This is a genomic window from Arthrobacter sp. KN11-1C (genome assembly GCF_052180225.1).
Classification (GTDB): Bacteria; Actinomycetota; Actinomycetes; order Actinomycetales; family Micrococcaceae; genus Arthrobacter.
Window position 1 is genome coordinate 309,596 of the sequence record NZ_CP197467.1, and the last position, 17,743, is coordinate 327,338.

The window sequence follows — 17,743 nt, forward strand, 5'->3', positions numbered from 1 at the left end:
AGCCGTATCCCCGAAGGCCCCCAATAGCGCCAGTTGACCTTCGAACTCGTTGTCGATGCCCTGGCGAGATCGTCGTGCTAGCCGAGCATTTCGAGATATTGGGGACGGCATTTCATCGCATGGATGAGTTCTTCGCTACCGTCGTCCCAGACCAGCACCACGAGTTCCAGTAGTCGGCCGTGGGTGTCGAAGCCGAGGCGGAGGAACCTGCGCGGATCGTCGTCGTCCAATGCGACTGATACCAACGGCCAGGTCGCCGCCTCGATCCCGTCAGCGGAGCTAATCCCGTGCTTATGTGCGGAGCGGCGGACGTTCACGCCGCATGTGACCAAGCGGCCAGGGCGGCGCGGATCGCCTCGGACCGGTTGAGGTGTTCGCGCTCAGCCCGTGCCATTACCGCTGCGAGCTCGTCGACCGTCAGCCGTACCGGGATTACCTGAGATGCCTCCGCGCCCCGGGCAGGACGCCCCATCCGCGCCTTCAGCTCCTCAACGTCGTAACCGGCCTCGGCTTCGTCGACCCACCTGTCGATCTCGGTCTCCGAGACTTCCCGTCCGTGCATCTTTCGTTCCATGCGGTTAATCGTATTACGAATGTCGCTCGATGACCACAGGACTTGACTGTTGTTCGCAAGTGAGTTGTTCGTTGCCGTGTGCGGCAAAATGGCAGGATGCCTCTTGCCAATCTGCTCACCAGCCTCAGGGAACTTCCTGAATCGGGATTGCGGGACGCGTATCTGCGGTTCCTGGACGTAGCGGGGGACGCCGCGTTGCGTAGAAATGGTGGGCCGGAGCATGTCACGGGGTCCTGCTTCGTGTTTTCGCCTGAGTTCGATCGTGTTCTCCTGTGTTTCCATCGCAAGGGGCAGTTCTGGGTGCAGTTCGGCGGTCACGTCGAGTCCAGCGACGCATCGGTGGCGGAAGCTGCACAGAGGGAGGCCCGCGAGGAGTCCGGAATTGACGACCTGGTTCTGCTTTCTCCGGCGATCTTGGATCTTGACCGACACGATCTGCATGGGGGATTCTCATGTACCTCCCATTGGGATGTGGGGTTCGCCGCGACAGGAGACCCGGATGTGGCGATCGCCGTGAGTGAAGAAAGCGAGGATGTCCGCTGGTTCCCGATCAACGAGGTGCCAGTTCAAGCGCCGGCAGGCTTCCGCGCCCGCTTGGAACGCGCTCGGTGCATCGCGATTGCACTGCCTAGTGCGCGGATGGGCTAGCAGTGCACGACAGGCTCGGTGTTGAGGCGGCGATCCATGATGTTTCGATTGCGCACATGGTGGAGGAGGGACTCCTGAGCTGTTTCCGCTCGGAATGGCGCGTGGATCCGCGCCCGCTGGCAGCCGATGTGTGGGTGTTCTCGCCGGACTTCCAACGCATACCCGTTTTCGGCATCGCTGGCGGGGCCTCGTACCACCTGGCGGACAAGTGGAACCGGGCGAGACGCCGCGCTAGGGCGCAGTTCGCGAACTTGCGGAGGAGACCGGCATTGAACTCCCTATTGGACTGGCGAACTTCCACAATCCGGACGTTGCTGCGATTGCTCGGTTTGCAGAACAACAGAGCAGGTAGTGGCGGCTACAGACGCTACGTGCCGCGACCCCAACAATTGTGAAGGCATCACGCTAGTCGATCGCCCACTACGCCCCGCCGCGCGTCGACGATAGCGTTGGACTATGTCTTTGCTCGTCCGTCCCTCGGTTGCCCTGCACGCGGCGTGGATGGAGGCGCACAAGGAATGGGGCGACGGTCTCCATGAAGATGGTTTCGGTTTGGTGGAGACCGACGACGTCCGATCGTTGGAGGGATTCCGCGTCTTCGTTGATCGGCTCTTGGTCAAGAAAGCGTCGCTCGGCGACGACGGCGGCACCCTTCGGTGGATCGTCGAGGAAGGCAAGGTCCTCGGGGGAATCGCCCTACGCCATGAATCCGCACAGGATGCGGAAGTGCTGGGACATGTGGGCTATGGACTCCGGCCGTCTGCCAGAGGGCGTGGCCTTGCCGCCGCCGCGCTTCGGGAGATGCTGTACTTGGCGAGGGCCCGCAACATGGATCGAGTGGTGTTGGCCTGCTTTGTGGACAACGTTCCCTCGGTGAGGACTATTGAACGGTGCGGAGGCGTTCTGAGCAGGGTCGTCACGACAGAACGAGGAGAAGTCGGCCGCTACACGATCAGGCTCTCATAACGTCGAGCGATCGCTGAGAATCGATCCACCTCGGTGAACCCGAGTTTTGCCGCGATGCGTCCTGACGGTCGTTGGTGGTTGCCTATTCGGCAGCTCACGGGGAGTTGCTGGCTGTGGCGTACGGAGCCTGCCGCTGGGGCGTGTCGACGAGCCGTCCATCGGGCCCGAGGGTCAATCGCCTGATAGTCATGGCTTGGCTGGTCCCGCAAGGGCCAACGACGGTTTGGTCGGCGAGGTCGACGCGCTCTTGGGCCACGAGTGCGCCTGCGCTCCTGACCGTGAGGCTGTAGGTGCCCTCATGGTCTTGGGGCGGAGCCTGGACAGTGGTGAGTTCCCGGCTAGGCGAGAGTGGTTCGCAATTCGCCGCCAGGCAGAGTTCGAGGATGGCGCCCGGGTGGACCCGCAGCCAGGGCCCTGCGTCAACCTCGACTTCCGGCGCACCCGCGGCTGGCCCCGCACAGGCACGCGGGACAGCTGGCGTGCAGGCAGAGGCCGCCACCAGCGCACAGGCTGCAGCCGCGATCCGAAAGACCCTCACGATGCGCATACCCGCATGCTACGCCGCTCGATGCCGGACGCAGTGAGGGAGCGGCCAACCGGACCGCCGCGAGTCATTGGCTGGACCGTGGCACTGAGCGGTTGGTTGCACCGTGCGGCAAGATGGCAGGATGCCCTTTGCAAATCTGCTAACCAGCCTCAGTGACCTTCCTGAATCGGAATCGCGGAACGTCCGCTTCGAACGCGCCCGGCGCACCGCGATGGCACTGCCTAGTACACGGACCGCTTAGCAGTGCACGACAAGCTCGGTGTTGAGGCGGCCATCCATGATGTTTCGATTGCTCACATGGCAGAGGAGGGACTCCTGGGCTGGTTCCGCTCGGAATGGCTCGTGGATCCGCGCCCGTTGGCAGCCGATGTGTGGGTGTTCTCGCCGGACTTCCAACGGATACTGGTTGTTCAGCATCGTTGGCGGGGCCTCGTGCCTCCCGGCGGCCGAGTGGAAGCGGGTGAGACACCGCGCGAGGCCGCAATTCGCGAGCTTGCTGAAGAGACAGGAATTGAACTTCCTATTGCCGACCGCCCGGCTTTCGCGGCTGCCCGCTCATACCGCTCAGATTGGTCAGCGACGCTGAACTTGTCCTACTGGACGGCCGCCGATCCAGCGACGGAACTCCTGCCGGAGGATGGCCAGCCTGCACGGTGGGTCGACGTTTGCTCGGACTGGCGAACGTTCCACAAACCGGATGCGGCCGTGATTGCCCGGTTCGCAGAACAGCAGAGCACGTTTGACGGCCACGACTGGTCTAATGTTGACCGATGATTGAACCGCGTCAACTCAGTGGGAGCGTCAGCATGCGAGTGCTGCGCGTCAGTGATGCGGCGGCGCTCGCCGCCGCATATGAGCGTAACCGCGCGTACCTTGCGCCCTGGGAGCCGATACGGCCCGAGGAGTACTTCACCGAAGACTGGCAGTCCGCCGACATCGCCAAGCGACTCGTTGCGCATGAAGCCGGGGAAGGGCATCCGCTCGGACTGTTCGACGGCGATAGACTCGTCGGCCGATTCAACGTCGCAGGAGTGGTCCGCGGTCCCTTCCAGAGCGCGGGACTCGGCTACTGGGTGGACGGCGACTATGCGGGCCGCGGCCTGGCGTCTGCCGCGGTCCACGCAATAGTCGACATGGCCCGCGACGAACTTGGGCTGCACCGCATCGAGGCAAGCACCCTGCTCCACAATGTTGCCTCGCAGCGGGTGCTGCTCAAGGCCGGGTTCCAGCAGATTGGCATGGCACCGCAATACCTGCAGATCGCCGGAAAATGGCAAGACCACAACCTCTACCAAGTGGTCCTTCACGACTGACAGCTCAGTCAGCCAGCAACCATGAATACGTCCACCGGATCCTCGGTTTCCAGGACAAAGCCGTGTCTCTCGTAGAGGCGTCGGGCCGGGCTGCCCTGGAGCACGTTGAGCCGGAACGGTCGGTGGTCCTTGGACTCGCCCATGATGCGACGCAGCACACCGGCTCCAAGTCCTTGCCCCTGGAACTCCGGAGCGAGGTAAAAGTGTTCGATCCACAGAGCATCGGGTTCCGGTCGCACCGCGACGACACCGGCAGCCTGCCCTTCGACGGCAATGACGAAGGTGTGGTCCGGCTGGAACGCATTCAGAAAGCGCTCCCTGACACGGACCGGGTCCCAGCGGCCAAGCCGCTCCAGATCGGGTCGCATGACGACAGCACGCAATTCCGCGATCCAGCCGGCGTCGGAGGGCAAGGCGGGGCGGAGCGAGAAGTCAGCAGGCACCCGACCATTCAACCTCATCGAGTGCTCCATAACTGCCGTTTTGAACGTCGAAAACGACCGTTGTGGAGCAATCGATGCCCTAAGAACTGAGCACCCGCACCGGGTTGCCCCGAACCCACGCGCGGACGTCCTCGAAGGCCTCGCCGTAGAAGCGCGCGTAGCTTTGCGACGTGACGTAACCCAAGTGCGGCGTCAGGACTGTTCGCGGCGCCGTGAGCAGGGGGTGGTCCGCCGGCAAGGGCTCGACGTCGAACACGTCCAGGGCCGCGCCGCCGAGCCAGCCCTCGTTGAGGCCACGGAGGAGTGCCGCTTCGTCCACGATCGGCCCGCGGGCTGTGTTCACCAGGACGCCGTCCGGGCCGAGGAGCCGCAGTTCGCCTTCCCCGACGAGCCCCCGGGACCGTTCCGACAACCGCACGTGGACGCTTACGACGTCGGCCTCCCGAAAGAGTGCTTCCTTGCTTACCTTCCGCGCGCCCGCCGCAGCCGCGGTTTCCTCTGTGAGGTTCGGGCTCCATGCAATCACCTCCATGCCAAAGGCCTTGGCGTAGCCGGCGATCTTGCTCCCGATCTTGCCCAGCCCCAGCACACCAAGAGTCTTTCCTGACAGTTCGAAACCAATGGTCGATTGCCAGTTTCCAGAGCGCAGCCCACGGTCCTCGAACGGCGCCTTGCGTGCGAAAGCCAGGAGCAAGGCCCACGTCAGTTCGGGCGCCGCGGTTGGTGAGCCGCCTGTCCCGCAGACGGTGATGCCCTGCTCCCCGGCCGCGCGCACGTCGATGGCTGCGTTGGCCATTCCCGTGGTGACCAGGAGTTTCAGCTTCGGCAGTTGCTGGAGAAGCCCGGCGTCGAAAGGGGTCCGTTCCCGCATGGCCATGACGATGTCGAAGTCGCGGAGGGCCTCCACTGCGTCCGCCAGAGGCTCCGCGAAGACGGTGACATCGACGCCGTCGTCGGCGAGCTCGGCCCACGGCGCGAAGTCGTAGGCGACCGCTTGGTAGTCGTCGAGGATGGCAAGGCGCTGGCGCATGGAATTCCCTTTCGCTTGTCCGGATCGCGGTTCCGGATACGTGGAAAGTTACACCTCCAGAGCGGGCCCTAGCTCTTCGGAAGGCCTGGCGGGTTCAGTTCAGACTTCTGGATGCCTTCCGCGGCGAGTCCCCAGCGGTCCAGGATCTTGCCGTAGGTTCCGTCCTTGATGAGCGCGTTCAGGCCGGCCTGTGCAGCCGCAGCGAAGCCGTTGCCCTTCTTGGTGGTCACCGCGATGCTCGCCTTGAGCGGCCACCCGCCGTCCACCAATCCCACGTTCTTGGTCTTGCCATCGGTCTGCGACTTGTAGGACGCGGTCGCATTCGGTCCGAACGTGAGGTCCGCGCGGCCCGACTGAAGCGCGAGCGTGGAGGCCGAGTCGTCGTCGTAATACTGGAACTCAACCGGCTTCAAACCGTTCTTCTTGTTCTCGGCGTCCCAGCGCAACAGGATTGCTTCCTGGTTGGTGCCCGAGCCCACAATGATCCGCTTGCCCGCCACGTCCGGAGCCGAGTCCACCTTGGTGATGGGGCTGTCGCTCTTCGCGTAGAAGCCCAGTTTGTCCTCGCGGTAGCTGGCGAAATCGAACTTGAGCTTGCGCTCTTCCGTCACGGTGACGTTCGAGATGACCGCCTCGTACTTGCCCGATTCGACGCCCAACGGCCAATCCGCCCACGCCGTCGGGACAATGTCCGCTTTGAGTCCCAGAGATTCTGCCAGCGCGACGGCGATGTCCACCTCGTTGCCCACCGGCGTCTTGTTGTCCGTGGCATAGACGGCCAACGGCGCGGCGAAGGGACTCACCGCGACGGTCAGCTTCCCGTCTGCCTTGACGGACTCCGGCACCAGGGCGGCGGCTTCCGGCGAGACCTGCACAGGGAAGCGGTTCTGCTCCGCCGACAGGTTGAAGGTCTTCGCGGCCGAAGAACCAGCCGACGACGACGGCGCTGGCGCGGCCGAGGCGCCCGGGTCCGAGCACGCGGCGAGGCCGAGAGCCGTGGTTACGGCGAGTGCCAGTGCGGTGCCTGTTTTGAAGCGTGAAATAGCCATGGAGTCCCCTTCGGAAGTGATGGATGGTGTGTGTTGCTGCAACTATCCGGCAGGGCCAAGACCCGGTCAAGGCGCTGTGAAACGCTGAGATACAGGGGTTAACCGGGCTTCATTCGAGGTCCCGAAGGGTCACAAAACAACCGCGGTGTAGGCTTCCCACACAACTGCCGACACGTGAGGAGATTTTTCGTGAGCAACGAGCAAACCCCGGTCAATCAGGCGCTGGATTCCTACGCAGCTGCGGTCCATGCGAAAGACGTCGACGCGTTCGCGGCGCTCTACGACGACAACGTCCACATCTACGACTCCTGGGGACAATGGCAATACACGGGAATCGAGGCTTGGCGGTCGATGGCGGGAGAGTGGTTCTCCTCGCTCGGCGACGAGAGCGTGCGCGTCGAATTCAACGATGTGCAGTCTGTGGCCGGAGAGGACGTGGCATTCGGGCATGCGGCCGTCACGTTCGCCGGGATCTCGGCGGAAGGCGAACGGCTCCGGGCGATGACCAACCGCTTCACCCTTTGCCTGGAGAAGAAGGACGACGCCTGGAAGATCTCCCACGAGCACTCTTCCCTGCCCATCGACATGGAGACCGGCAAAGGCATCTTCACGAGCTGAGACGGAACCCACGCAAGCGGGAGAAATAACCCGGGCGCCGCCGTCGTTGTCGCAAGAGTGGCCGGGAAACCGGCCCCTCGAACGAAACCACCTTCGAAAGGCCGGCACAACTTGACTGTTCCCCTCTCCATCCTCGACCTGGCAATCATCGGCAAAGGCCAGACGGCGGCGGAGAGCTTCGCCGGAAGTGTCGCGATGGCGCAACTGGCCGAACGGCTCGGCTACCGACGGATCTGGTACGCGGAGCACCACAACATGGGCTCGATCGCGTCCTCGGCCACGAGCGTGCTGATTGCCCACATCGCGGCCAATACGAGCACCATCCGGCTCGGTGCCGGCGGTGTCATGCTGCCCAACCACTCGCCGCTCACCATCGCGGAGCAGTTCGGCACCCTGGAGACGCTGCACCCGGGCCGGATCGACCTCGGCCTCGGAAGGGCGCCCGGCAGCGACCAGAACACGATGCGGGCACTCCGCCGCGATCCCATGGCCGCGGACACCTTCCCGCAGGACGTCCTGGAACTGCAGGGCTACCTCACGGGACCGACGCGGATCCAAGGCGTCGAAGCGACGCCGGGCAAGGGCACCAACGTGCCCCTGTACATCCTCGGGTCCTCCCTGTTCGGGGCGCATTTGGCGGCGCAGCTCGGCCTGCCCTACGCCTTCGCTTCGCACTTCGCGCCCAACGCGCTGCAGGACGCCGTCGCCGTCTACCGCCGCGAGTTCAAGCCGTCGGAGCAGCTGCAGGAGCCTTACGTGATCGCGGGCGTCAACGTCGTGGCCGCGGATTCGGCGGCCGAAGCCCAACGGCTCTTCCTCGAAATCAAGCGGGACCGCGTCTCGCGCTTCCTGGGCGGCGGACGCGAATTCACCGACGCCGAAGCGGACCTCATCCTCGACTCGCCCCAAGGCCAGCACATCGCGCAAATGGTGAAGTACTCGGCGGTGGGCACGCCTGAGGTGGTGCGCGACTACCTGGACGAGTTCACCCGCCACGCCGATGCCGACGAACTGATCGTTGCCCACCAAAGCACGGGCACGGAGCAGCGCCTGCGTTCCGTCGAGCTGGTAGCGGAAGCCGTCGGGCTGACGCGGGTGTAGCAAGCTGGGAAACCTAACGGCCGGTGCGGCAGTCATCCGGAAGCGTGCGTCTAAGCGAGGTACGAGCGAGCACGCGGAGGATGGGTGCTGCGCCGCCCAAACGTAACCAAACAAACTCGTTACACCCCGGCAATACGCGGGTCACGGAGGCGAAACCAGCCGGGCGGAAACTGGACGAATCCACCCCGGAAGGATCGTCCCCATGGCAACTCCGCTCAATTTGTCCGTGGCCGATGCGGCGCTGCTGACAAAGTCGCTTCCGTTGGGCCTCCTGCGGACCGCAGTCCAATCCGAGGCGGCCCACGATGGAATCACTCCGGAGTTGCTCGCGGAACTGAGGATGCTGGCCCGCACTCCGGGGCTCCTGGTGGCCTGCAACTATGGTGGAACCCTTTGCACCGCGGAAGGCGTATCCACCGAGACGCTCCCCTTGGGGAGTGCCGCCGTCGCGCTCCGGGCGTTGGCAGCGCTGCCAAACACGCACGCGGCCGTCATCTCCGGCAGGTCTCTGCGGGACCTTGCCGCGGTGTCGCGGCTGCCCGCGGAAGTCCACCTGGTGGGTTCGCACGGCGCCGAGTTCGACATGAGCTACGCGTACAGCATCTCGATGGCCACGGAGGCCGTCCTTCAGCAGGCGGCCACCGCCCTCAACGAATCCATCGGCTTCGAAAAGGGCATCAGCATTGAGCGCAAGCCCGTGGCCGTAGCCATCCACACCAGGCCGGCCACTCCAGCCGTCGTGGCCCGGGTGACGCGCGAGGCGCACTCGATCGCCCGCGAATTGGGCTTGTTTTTCATTGTGGACGGATCCGTCCTGGACCTGTCCATCGTGGAGCCCTCAAAAGACGCCGCGCTGGAGCATCTGCGTGCACAGTTGGGGGCCAGCGCGGCCCTGTTTGCCGGCGATGCGGAGAGCGACGAGCTCGCGATCGCCACCTTGCGGGGCCCTGACCTTGGCCTGCACGTTGGCGATGGAGAAACCAAGGCGCGCCACCGCTTGCCGGAACCGGAGTCATTCGCGAAGGTGCTCGCCATCCTCTTCGAGCTGCGGCGCGCGTGGCTGTTCGGCGAGGACGCGGTAGGGCTGGAGCGGCATTCGATGATCGGCAACGGGACCTCGACGGCGCTGCTCACCCCGGAGGCCAAGATCTGCTGGATGAGCCATCCCCTCCCGGATTCCGGCTCCTTGTTCGCGCACATCCTTGGTGGAGACCCGGCCGGCCATTTCAGCGTGGAACCGGTCAAGGCATCGAAGGTGCTGGGGCAGCGCTATGTGGACAACACCATGATCGTGGAGACGCGCTGGGCCGACGTCACGGTCACCGATTACCTCGAGCCCGCCCCGGACGGCATCACGAGCCTGGTCCGCGTCCTGTCCGGAACCGGCAGCGCGCGGATAGTCTTCGCACCGCGGCCGGACTACGCCAACGCTCCGTTCAACATGGAAATCCGTGGCGAAGAACTGCACGTCGTGGGCACTTCGGATCCCATCATCCTCTTCGCTCCGGGCGTGTCCTTCACGGTCACGAGCGACGGCAAGCACGGCACCGCCACCGCGGAAGTCAGCCTCGCCTACGGTCCTGTCGTGATGAACCTGAGGTGCGGAGACACTGAGCCGACGACGCCGGACCCCGCCGGAGAGCTCGTCCGGCGGGCCGCCGTCGCGCACCAGTCCCGGCAGTGGGTCCGCGGGCTGGAACTGCCCGACATGAAACCGTCGTTGGTGCGGCGCTCGGCCTTGGTCCTGAAAGCACTGGTGCACGAGCCGACCGGGGCCGTCCTCGCGGCGCCGACCACGTCGCTGCCGGAAGGGATCGGCGGCACCCGCAACTGGGACTACCGCTACTGCTGGCTGCGCGACGGCTCCATGACGGTCAATGCCCTCGTGGACCTGGGTTCCACCGAGGAGGCAGACGGATTCCTCCGCTGGCTGGGCCGCATCCTGGAGAACGCGCCCGGGCCTGAATGGCTGCACCCCCTCTACTCCGTGACCGGCTCCCCGCTGACCACGGAGGCCATCATCGAGAGCCTGCCGGGTTACGCCGGATCGCGGCCCGTGCGGATCGGGAACGCGGCGGACCACCAAGTGCAGCTGGACGTCTTCGGGCCGATCGCCGGGCTCATCCAGACCCTCGGCAAGCGCCGCGGGACGCTGCCGGACGAGCACTGGAAACTCATGGAACAGATGGCGTCGGCCGTGCTGGCCCGTTGGCACGAGCCCGACCACGGCATCTGGGAAGCCCGGCGGGCGCCGCGGCACCACATCTACACCAAGGTGATGTGCTGGGTGACGCTGGACCGGGCCATGCAGACTGCGGTCCAATTCCGGCGCCCCATCGGGGCCGAGTGGGAGGAAACGGCCAACGTCATCCGTGCGGAAGTGCTCCGCGAAGGCTGGGATGAATCCGCGAGCTCCTACACCGTGGCCTACGACAGCCCGGACCTGGACGCCGCCGTGTTGCACATCGGACTCTCGGGCCTGCTGGATGTCCGCGACCAGCGCTTCCTGGACACCGTCACCGCCGTCGAGCGCGAACTGCGGGTGGGTCCCACCGTGTTCCGGTACAGGTACGACGACGGCCTGCCGGGTTTGGAGGGCGGGTTCCACATCTGCACCACCTGGCTGATCGAGGCGTACCTCGCCGTGGGGCGGCTGGACGACGCGCTCGAGCTGTTCAACCAGCTCGTGGCGCTCTTCGGTCCGACCGGGCTGCTTCCCGAGGAGTTCGACCCGGGCACCGAGACCCACTTGGGAAACCACCCGCAAGCGTATTCGCACTTGGGCTTCATCCGCTGCGCGCAGCTCCTGGACAGGTACCTCGAGTCGGTGGACGAAGAGTAGGCGCTAGGACACCAGCCAGCCGCGCCGCCCCAACTGACTCGCACTTAATGTCGTTTTCAGCGCTCAAAACGACACCTACTGCGAGTCAGTTGGGCTAGGTGAGCAAGAGGGCCACGGCGAGCATCGCCGGGACGGCCACCACGGTGGTGATCAGGACCGTATCCTTCGCCACGGTGATTCCCGTGTTGTAGCGGCTCGCCGCCACGAACACGTTCTGCGCAGTGGGCAGCGCGGCCGTGACCACCACCGCGAACAAGGCGTGCGCCTCAAGGCCGAGCGCGAAGCGGGCGAACAGGTACGCCATCGTGGGGTGGACGAAGAGCTTGAAGCCACTGGCCAGCAGCGCATCCGTCCGGCGCCCCGTGTCCTTTTGCAGGGGCCGGGAGCCGTTCAGGCTCATCCCGAATGCCATGAGCATCGCTGGGATGGCGGCTCCGCCGATCAAATGGATCGGGTCCATGATGAGCGAGGGCACTTGCCAGCCCGTTCCGGCCACCACCAAACCGAGGGCCGATCCCACGATCATCGGGTTCCGCACGATCATCAAGACGAACCGCAGGGGAGTGGTGCGGTGGGCGCTGGTGCTGGCGTCGAGCGCCATCAGGTACATGGGCGTGAAGAACGCGAGCTGGAAGATCAGCAGCGGTGCCACATAGCTCGCGTCGCCCAGGACGAACACCGCGATGGGGATGCCGAGGTTCGCCGAGTTGGCCAGGGAAGCGCTCATGGAGGACATGAGCGCTTCGGGGAGGGAGCGTTTGAGCCAGAACTTCACGATGACGAAGAACAAGCTGCCGGTAACGACCGCGCCCACCGCGGTGACCAGGAGCGGAGCCGCAAAGATGTCGCGAAGATGGGCCTTGCCGAGGGTTTCAAAAAGCAGCGCAGGACTCGCGACGAAGAAAGTCAGGGCGCTGAGGACTGAACGGGCGTTGTCGCCCAGGATCCCGCGCTTGCCGACGAACATGCCCACCAGAATGATGGCCCACACCACGAAGAACCCGGAAAGGACGCCCAGCACTACGGCATCCGGAGGGGGACGGGCGCGGGGCAGCGTGGGTTCACAGTCCCAGCCTAAATCAGCTTTATTCGCCTTGAAGGCACGACGGCGGCATGTCCCGCCATGTGGACCGCGAAGAAGGGGTGTCCCCGGGGCAGGTGAGTTAGTTCAGGTCCGCGTTGTTGAGGGCGTGCGGGGGGCGCATGACGCCTGGAGTGACGCCTTCGGCGGGATCGCTGCCGAGCTGGACGATCTTGTTGGCCCTGTCCACGTGGACAACCTTGGGCTGGTAGGCCTTTGCCTCTTCGGTGGTCATCTCCGCATAGGTGATGAGGATGACGACGTCGCCCACGTGCACCAGGTGCGCTGCGGCACCGTTGATGCCAATGACGCCGGAACCGCGTTCGCCGGCAATGGTGTAAGTCTCGAGGCGCGCGCCATTGGTCACGTCCACAATGGAGACGAGTTCGCCGGGGAGAATATCCGCAGCATCCAGCAGATCCAGGTCGACCGTCACTGAACCTACATAGTGCAGGTCGGCATGGGTCACCGTGGCACGGTGGATCTTGGACTTAAACATTGTGCGGTTCATAACGTGACAAGTTTAGCGCGTGGCCGCCCGATCGCCGGGTGATGCCTGCCACAGGCTAGGCCTTGGCGGCGGCCTTTCTTGACTGCCGCCTCTTCAGTGAGCCGTAGCCGGCGAGCAGCTTCGGGACAACCAGGTAGACGGCCGTAGGAACTACGACGAGCGTCAGCACGAGGGCGCGCAGCGCGGGGTGCCATGACTCCGTGAGCGGAGCGAGGATCGTCATGCCGATCGCCACGAGGGGGAAAATGGCCAACCACGTGATCACTGCACGCATGTGCACGGAAGGTGTGTGCGTGGAATGCAGGTGCACAGCGTGCGCGTGTGCGGCAGGCTCGGCAACCGCCGCAACCGCGGCGCTGTCCGCGTGTGCGGCAACGGGGATCTGGGTGCTCATGGGATTCTCCAACTAATTGGTTGCTTTCGGCGTGAGTTCAGACTAGACCCCACCATCAAAAACTGCAACTACTTAGTTGGAATCTGTTAAGGTGGACGCATGGCATGGGATACCGAGCGGACCAAACGACTCCTCCTTGAGGCGGCAACCGCCGAGTTTTGCCAATTCGGACTCGCTGGCGCCAGGGTGGACCGCATCGCCGCCGCGGCCGGAGTCAACAAGGAACGCATCTATCAGTACTTCGGCAAGAAGGATCTTCTCTTCGACGCCGTGATCGCGTCCCAGCTCAGCAAGGTGGTGGGCGAAGTCCGCATCGAGGGCGCTGGCCCCGAAGCCTTGGCCGATTACGCCGGACGCCTGTTCGACCATCACCACCAGGACGCCACCCTTCCGAGGCTGCTGTTTTGGGAAGGCTTGGAACGGGGCGAATATGTGGTGAACCGCCCGGACCGGGCCGCGAACTGCAGGAACAAGGTTGACAGCGTCATCCGGGCCATGCCCGGGACGTCCAGGGAAGATGCGGCCGATCTGATGCTCACCATCATTGCGTTGTGTGACGCCTGGCCGGTACTGCCCGAGCTGGATGGCCTCATGGCCGGCAGCAAAGGGGCAATCAGGGTGGAGCGGCGGCGGAAGGCGATTGTCCGGACCGTCCTCCTCGCTGCGCAAGCCCTGGCTACGCCTGCTTGTTGAGCGTTCTGCCGATGATCGCCTGCGTCAGCGCGTCCACTACCTCGGCGTTCGCCAGAGGGTTGCGGATCAAGGTGAAGTCCACGTCACCCACCGGCGGGAGGTCGAAGCGCTTGGTGATCACCGTGAGGTCCTCGGGAACCAGCGACGACGGCATTACTGCGACGCCGATGCCCGCCCGCACCGCTGCCAGGACGCCGGCGATCTGCCTCGTGGAGCAGGTGACCCGCCACGTGCGGCCCATGGCCTCCAGTGCGTCGATAGCCAGTTTCCGGCTGACGCTCGGCGCCGGATAGCAAATCAGCGGCACGGGACTGGCCGGGTCCAGCGCCGTCTGTTCGACGCCCACCCAGGCGAACTTGTCGTGCCGGACCACGGTGCCGTCTTTCGCCTCGCCCACCCACTTCACGAACACGAGATCCAACTGGCCCGCATTGACGCGTTTGTAGAGCTGGTCGCTCTGGCTGACGGTGAGTTCCAGGTTGATCTGGGGATACAGCTGCCGGAACTCGCGCAGGATCCGCGGCAAGCCCGTGATGGCGAGATCGTCGGCGGTGCCGAACCGCAGCCGGCCACGCATCGCGGAGCCGGAAAAGTACCTGGCTGCGGAATCGTGCGCGGAGAGGATGTTGCGGGCAAAGCCTGCCATCGCATCGCCATTGTCCGTGAGCCGGACATCCCGGGTGTCGCGCGCTACGAGCGCCCGTTTGGCCGCCGTCTCCAGCTTTCTCACGTGCTGGCTGACGGTGGGCTGGGCGAGGCCAAGGCGCTCGGCTGCCTTCGTGAAACTCAAAGTCTCGGCCACGGCCAGGAAGGACCGCAGCTGCACGGGTTCGAACACGGAGCTCCTTGAATAGGTACGTCCACCACTACTCACGAGAGTGTATTGCATTTCGCAATGCTAGTTATACAGCCAATTCACTTCCATAATCACCGCGGCCAACCCTAGCGTTAAAGGCATCCCAGCGAAACGCCTATCCAAGGACTACTTGTGGCACCCCCACCGCCCGCAGCGGCAAACGTCAGCCAACCCGTCATCGATTCACTCGCCGCAAGCAGCCGGATTCCACACGCTGCCGACCCGGACACGGTCACCCAGCCAATCGCCGTCGTCAGCGAACGGCTCCCCTGGCGGCACACCTTCAATTCCCTCAAAGTACCCAACTTCCGGATCTTCGCCATGGGCCATTTCGTGGCCGTCATCGCACTCTGGATGCAGAGGATTGCGCAGGACTGGTTGGTACTCCAGCTCTCCGGATCCGTCACCGCCGTCGGAATAACCGTGGCATTGCAGTTCACGCCCTCGCTGTTCCTGGGCCCCTGGGGCGGCATGATGGCGGACCGCTTCGCCAAGCGACGCATCCTCATCCTGTGCCAAAGCGTCGCGGCCTCCCTGGCGGCCATCCTTGCCGTCTTGGCCCTGAGCCAGCACATCGAGGTGTGGCACGTTTATGTGATCGCCTTTGTCCTGGGCCTCGTGACGGTCCTCGACCAGCCCGCCCGGCAGGTCTTCGTCAACGAGCTCGTGGGACCGAAATACCTGCGCAACGCGATCAGCGTCAACTCCACCACGTTCCAGCTGGGCGGACTGATCGGTCCCGCCCTGGCCGGCGTGCTGCTGACCGCAGTGGGCGCGGGGTGGGCCTTTGCCGCGAACGCGGTTGCCTGCTGCTCCACCGTCACCATGCTCCTGATGCTGCGCAAGAACGAACTTTATGTCAGCACGCCTGTGCCAAAACGCAAGGGAATGCTGCAGGAAGGCCTGCGATACGCCCTCAGCAAGCCCACCATCTACTGGCCGTGGCTCATGGCCGGCTTTGTAGCGGTCTTCGCGATGAGCCTGCCGGTGCTTCTCGCCGCTTTTGCGGACAACGTCTACCACGCTGGCGCGGGCGGTTACGGCTTGCTCAACGCCATGGTTGCCCTTGGCGCGCTCGCCGGGGCGATCACTTCGGCCCGCCGCCGGCAATTGCGCCTGCGCTCAGTGGTGCTGTGCTCCGGGATGTACGGATTGATGCTGTGCCTGGCCGCGTTGGCCCCGTCCATGGTGTGGCTCGCCGCTGCCATGGTCCTTTCCGGATTCTGGTGCCTCATGTTCCTGACGGCCGCCAACCAGTTGGTCCAGGTCAGCGCCAACATGAGCATCCGCGGCCGCGTCATGAGCCTCTACATCATGGTGCTCATCGGTGGCCAAGCCATCGGCGGACCCATGATGGGCTGGCTTGCCGAGCACCTGAACCCACACGCAGCGCTCTTGGTGTCAGGCGGGGTGCCGGCGCTCGCAGCGGCGACAGTCGCCGTCGTGCTCGCCCGGAAGTCCGAGTTGCGGGTCAAAGTGGATGTCCGGGACCGACGCCGGATGGTGCGGATCGTCCCGCAGTCGGCGTAGCGCCGAACACTGCTGAGCCGGGCGCCTGCCAGGCGTCCGGCTCAGCAGTGTTCAGAGGCTACGCGTCCACTACGCCGCGAGGTGCGGATAGTCCGCTGCGCGCCCCTGGAACTGCAGGACGTCCGGGTTGCGGATGATGCCGTCCCGGATCTCGATGGCGCGGGAGATCGTCTCATTGGCGGCCCAGGCGTCGGGGCCCGAAATGACCGTTTCGAGGAACGGCAGGAGCGCCTCGCTGATCTCCCAACTGGACGAATTCCACAAGTAGGACGGGCTGTGGTCCACCGCGTAGTAATTGATGTGGTCGCCCACCGTGAACATGGGCTCGGCGAACGTCGTGGTCCGCGCCCAACTGAAGCCCATGCCCTCGTCGCAGGAGACGTCGACAATCAAGCTGCCCGGCTGGAACGCGTCCAGGTCCTCGGTCCGCAGGTAGGTCAGCGGCGCGTTCGGGTCCTGCAGCGTGCAGTTGACCACGATGTCGCTCGCGGCGAGGAATGGCGCCAGCGGCAGGCGGCCACGATCGGTGATGACCTCGCTCAGGAAAGGGGCGTTCTGGTCGTGGTCGAACTGCACTATGCGCACCGAGTGGATGGGGGAACCGACCGCAGCAACGCCGCGGTTGGTCAGCACCTGGACGTCGTGGATGCCGTGCGCATTCAGGGCGGTGACCGCGCCACGCGCTGTGGCGCCGAAACCAATCACGACGGCGCTCAGCCGCCTCCCGTAGTCACCCGTCGAACCCGTCAGGGCAAGCGCGTGGATGACGGAACAGTAGCCCGCAAGTTCGTTGTTCTTGTGGAAAACGTGGAGCCCGAAGCCGCCGTCGCTCGCCCAGTGGTTCATTGCCTCGAAGGCGATCAGGGTCAGCTTTTTGTCGATGGCGAGCTGGGTGATGGCCCGGTCCTGCACGCAGTGCGGCCAACCCCAGAGGACCTGGCCGTCGCGGAGATCGGCAAGATCTTCCGGCTGCGGCTTGGGCAGGAGAATGACATCCGAATCGGAGATCAGTTGTTCACGGCTTGCCATGCCACCGACCAGGGGCTCAAGTTGGCTGTCCGAAAAGCCGAAGCTCTCGCCGTAGCCGCGCTCGAGCCGGATGTATTGCCGTAGTTCCGGAGCAATACGCTCCAGGTGAAGGGGATGGACGGGCAACCGGCGCTCGTCCGGCTTCCGCGACGACGACAAGATGCCGAGGGTCATGGCGCCTGTATGGCCGCTCACTTTTTGTTGCCGGTTGCCGGCTTGGCCACGATGGTGGCGGAGGACTCAGAAGCCCTCTTATCCGCGCGCTTTTCTTTGATGGATTTGCCGGATTTTTTCGATGCAGCTTGGCGAGGTGATTTGTCAGCCATGATCGCTCCCTTAGAGCAGAGCCGAAATGGCTCCTAGCTCCTGACGATACACCCAGGGAGTTGGGCACCTTGTATCCGGGCAGAGATGGAGCGGGCGACGGGAATCGAACCCGCGTATCGAGCTTGGGAAGCTAGCGCTCTACCATTGAGCTACGCCCGCAATGCTCCGCACATCAGCCGGAGCAGATCCCA

At 64.6% G+C, this 17,743-nt stretch carries 21 protein-coding genes and 1 tRNA gene; 9 read left to right on the forward strand and 13 right to left on the reverse strand.

Annotation, left to right across the window (positions count from 1 at the left end; genetic code table 11):
• Positions 1-77: 77 nt before the first annotated feature.
• Both ACSBOX_RS01490 and ACSBOX_RS01495 read right to left on the reverse strand, forming a co-directional pair.
• Positions 78-245 carry a toxin-antitoxin system toxin subunit gene (locus tag ACSBOX_RS01490; RefSeq protein WP_442546099.1) on the reverse strand — a complete coding sequence of 56 codons (168 nt, stop codon included), beginning with the start codon at positions 243-245 and terminating at the stop codon, positions 78-80.
• A 68-nt stretch (positions 246-313) separates the two neighbouring features.
• A complete protein-coding gene (locus tag ACSBOX_RS01495) occupies positions 314-574 on the reverse strand; it encodes a ribbon-helix-helix protein, CopG family (RefSeq protein WP_442544473.1) in 261 nt (86 codons plus the stop codon).
• Positions 575-670: 96 nt separating this feature from the next.
• Between ACSBOX_RS01495 and ACSBOX_RS01500 the strand changes: the two genes are divergently transcribed.
• Together ACSBOX_RS01500 and ACSBOX_RS01505 are read left to right on the forward strand one after the other, a co-directional pair.
• Positions 671-1,222: an NUDIX hydrolase gene (locus tag ACSBOX_RS01500; RefSeq protein WP_442544474.1), complete on the forward strand. Its 552-nt coding sequence runs from the start codon at positions 671-673 to the stop codon at positions 1,220-1,222.
• A 456-nt stretch (positions 1,223-1,678) separates the two neighbouring features.
• Positions 1,679-2,188: a GNAT family N-acetyltransferase gene (locus ACSBOX_RS01505; protein ID WP_442544475.1), complete on the forward strand. Its 510-nt coding sequence runs from the start codon at positions 1,679-1,681 to the stop codon at positions 2,186-2,188.
• A gap of 94 nt (positions 2,189-2,282) precedes the next feature.
• Here ACSBOX_RS01505 and ACSBOX_RS01510 read toward each other — a convergent pair whose 3' ends face one another.
• A complete protein-coding gene (locus tag ACSBOX_RS01510; protein ID WP_442544476.1) occupies positions 2,283-2,735 on the reverse strand; it encodes a hypothetical protein in 453 nt (150 codons plus the stop codon).
• A 297-nt stretch (positions 2,736-3,032) separates the two neighbouring features.
• Between ACSBOX_RS01510 and ACSBOX_RS01515 the strand changes: the two genes are divergently transcribed.
• Together ACSBOX_RS01515 and ACSBOX_RS01520 are read left to right on the forward strand one after the other, a co-directional pair.
• Positions 3,033-3,509: an NUDIX hydrolase gene (locus ACSBOX_RS01515; RefSeq protein ID WP_442544477.1), complete on the forward strand. Its 477-nt coding sequence runs from the start codon at positions 3,033-3,035 to the stop codon at positions 3,507-3,509.
• 32 nt (positions 3,510-3,541) lie between these two features.
• Positions 3,542-4,048 carry a GNAT family N-acetyltransferase gene (locus ACSBOX_RS01520; RefSeq protein WP_442544478.1) on the forward strand — a complete coding sequence of 169 codons (507 nt, stop codon included), beginning with the start codon at positions 3,542-3,544 and terminating at the stop codon, positions 4,046-4,048.
• Between the two features lie 8 nt (positions 4,049-4,056).
• Here ACSBOX_RS01520 and ACSBOX_RS01525 read toward each other — a convergent pair whose 3' ends face one another.
• From ACSBOX_RS01525 to ACSBOX_RS01535, 3 genes are all read right to left on the reverse strand, one after another.
• Positions 4,057-4,491 (reverse strand): GNAT family N-acetyltransferase, encoded by a 435-nt coding sequence (locus tag ACSBOX_RS01525; RefSeq protein ID WP_442544479.1) that lies wholly within the window; start codon positions 4,489-4,491, stop codon positions 4,057-4,059.
• A 79-nt stretch (positions 4,492-4,570) separates the two neighbouring features.
• The gene (locus tag ACSBOX_RS01530; RefSeq protein ID WP_442544480.1) at positions 4,571-5,521 is read right to left on the reverse strand and encodes a D-2-hydroxyacid dehydrogenase family protein; all 951 of its coding nucleotides are present in this window, start codon (positions 5,519-5,521) and stop codon (positions 4,571-4,573) included.
• Positions 5,522-5,589: 68 nt separating this feature from the next.
• Positions 5,590-6,570 (reverse strand): ABC transporter substrate-binding protein, encoded by a 981-nt coding sequence (locus ACSBOX_RS01535; protein ID WP_442544481.1) that lies wholly within the window; start codon positions 6,568-6,570, stop codon positions 5,590-5,592.
• A 189-nt stretch (positions 6,571-6,759) separates the two neighbouring features.
• Here ACSBOX_RS01535 and ACSBOX_RS01540 point away from each other — a divergent pair, with 189 nt between their 5' ends.
• The 3 genes from ACSBOX_RS01540 (at position 6,760) to ACSBOX_RS01550 (ending at position 11,131) form a co-directional block, all read left to right on the forward strand.
• Complete coding sequence (locus ACSBOX_RS01540) at positions 6,760-7,188, forward strand: YybH family protein (protein WP_442544482.1); 429 nt, start codon at positions 6,760-6,762, stop codon at positions 7,186-7,188.
• Positions 7,189-7,299: 111 nt separating this feature from the next.
• Complete coding sequence (locus ACSBOX_RS01545) at positions 7,300-8,289, forward strand: LLM class flavin-dependent oxidoreductase (RefSeq protein ID WP_442544483.1); 990 nt, start codon at positions 7,300-7,302, stop codon at positions 8,287-8,289.
• A gap of 202 nt (positions 8,290-8,491) precedes the next feature.
• Complete coding sequence (locus ACSBOX_RS01550; protein WP_442544484.1) at positions 8,492-11,131, forward strand: trehalase-like domain-containing protein; 2,640 nt, start codon at positions 8,492-8,494, stop codon at positions 11,129-11,131.
• Between the two features lie 94 nt (positions 11,132-11,225).
• Here ACSBOX_RS01550 and ACSBOX_RS01555 read toward each other — a convergent pair whose 3' ends face one another.
• From ACSBOX_RS01555 to ACSBOX_RS01565, 3 genes are all read right to left on the reverse strand, one after another.
• The gene (locus ACSBOX_RS01555; protein WP_442544485.1) at positions 11,226-12,152 is read right to left on the reverse strand and encodes an AEC family transporter; all 927 of its coding nucleotides are present in this window, start codon (positions 12,150-12,152) and stop codon (positions 11,226-11,228) included.
• A gap of 142 nt (positions 12,153-12,294) precedes the next feature.
• A complete protein-coding gene (gene panD, locus ACSBOX_RS01560; RefSeq protein WP_442544486.1) occupies positions 12,295-12,723 on the reverse strand; it encodes an aspartate 1-decarboxylase in 429 nt (142 codons plus the stop codon).
• 55 nt (positions 12,724-12,778) lie between these two features.
• Positions 12,779-13,117: a hypothetical protein gene (locus ACSBOX_RS01565; RefSeq protein ID WP_442544487.1), complete on the reverse strand. Its 339-nt coding sequence runs from the start codon at positions 13,115-13,117 to the stop codon at positions 12,779-12,781.
• Between the two features lie 99 nt (positions 13,118-13,216).
• Between ACSBOX_RS01565 and ACSBOX_RS01570 the strand changes: the two genes are divergently transcribed.
• Positions 13,217-13,810, forward strand: coding sequence for a TetR/AcrR family transcriptional regulator (locus ACSBOX_RS01570; protein ID WP_442544488.1), 594 nt, complete (start codon positions 13,217-13,219; stop codon positions 13,808-13,810).
• Here ACSBOX_RS01570 and ACSBOX_RS01575 read toward each other — a convergent pair.
• Positions 13,794-14,648, reverse strand: a complete 855-nt coding sequence (locus ACSBOX_RS01575; protein WP_078107357.1) for a LysR family transcriptional regulator — start codon at positions 14,646-14,648, stop codon at positions 13,794-13,796. The two genes, ACSBOX_RS01570 and ACSBOX_RS01575, sit on opposite strands and share 17 nt — an antisense overlap.
• A 150-nt stretch (positions 14,649-14,798) precedes the next feature.
• On the opposite strand from ACSBOX_RS01575, the gene ACSBOX_RS01580 reads away from it, so the two are divergent.
• Complete coding sequence (locus ACSBOX_RS01580; RefSeq protein ID WP_442544489.1) at positions 14,799-16,196, forward strand: MFS transporter; 1,398 nt, start codon at positions 14,799-14,801, stop codon at positions 16,194-16,196.
• A 69-nt stretch (positions 16,197-16,265) separates the two neighbouring features.
• On the opposite strand, the gene ACSBOX_RS01585 is transcribed toward ACSBOX_RS01580, so the two are convergent.
• The 3 genes from ACSBOX_RS01585 to ACSBOX_RS01595 all read right to left on the reverse strand — a co-directional run bounded on the left by ACSBOX_RS01585 (position 16,266) and on the right by ACSBOX_RS01595 (position 17,711).
• A complete protein-coding gene (locus ACSBOX_RS01585) occupies positions 16,266-17,399 on the reverse strand; it encodes a N(5)-(carboxyethyl)ornithine synthase (RefSeq protein ID WP_442544490.1) in 1,134 nt (377 codons plus the stop codon).
• 17 nt (positions 17,400-17,416) lie between these two features.
• Positions 17,417-17,551: a hypothetical protein gene (locus tag ACSBOX_RS01590; RefSeq protein ID WP_442544491.1), complete on the reverse strand. Its 135-nt coding sequence runs from the start codon at positions 17,549-17,551 to the stop codon at positions 17,417-17,419.
• Positions 17,552-17,637: 86 nt separating this feature from the next.
• Positions 17,638-17,711 (reverse strand) — tRNA-Gly (locus tag ACSBOX_RS01595).
• Positions 17,712-17,743: the final 32 nt, after the last annotated feature.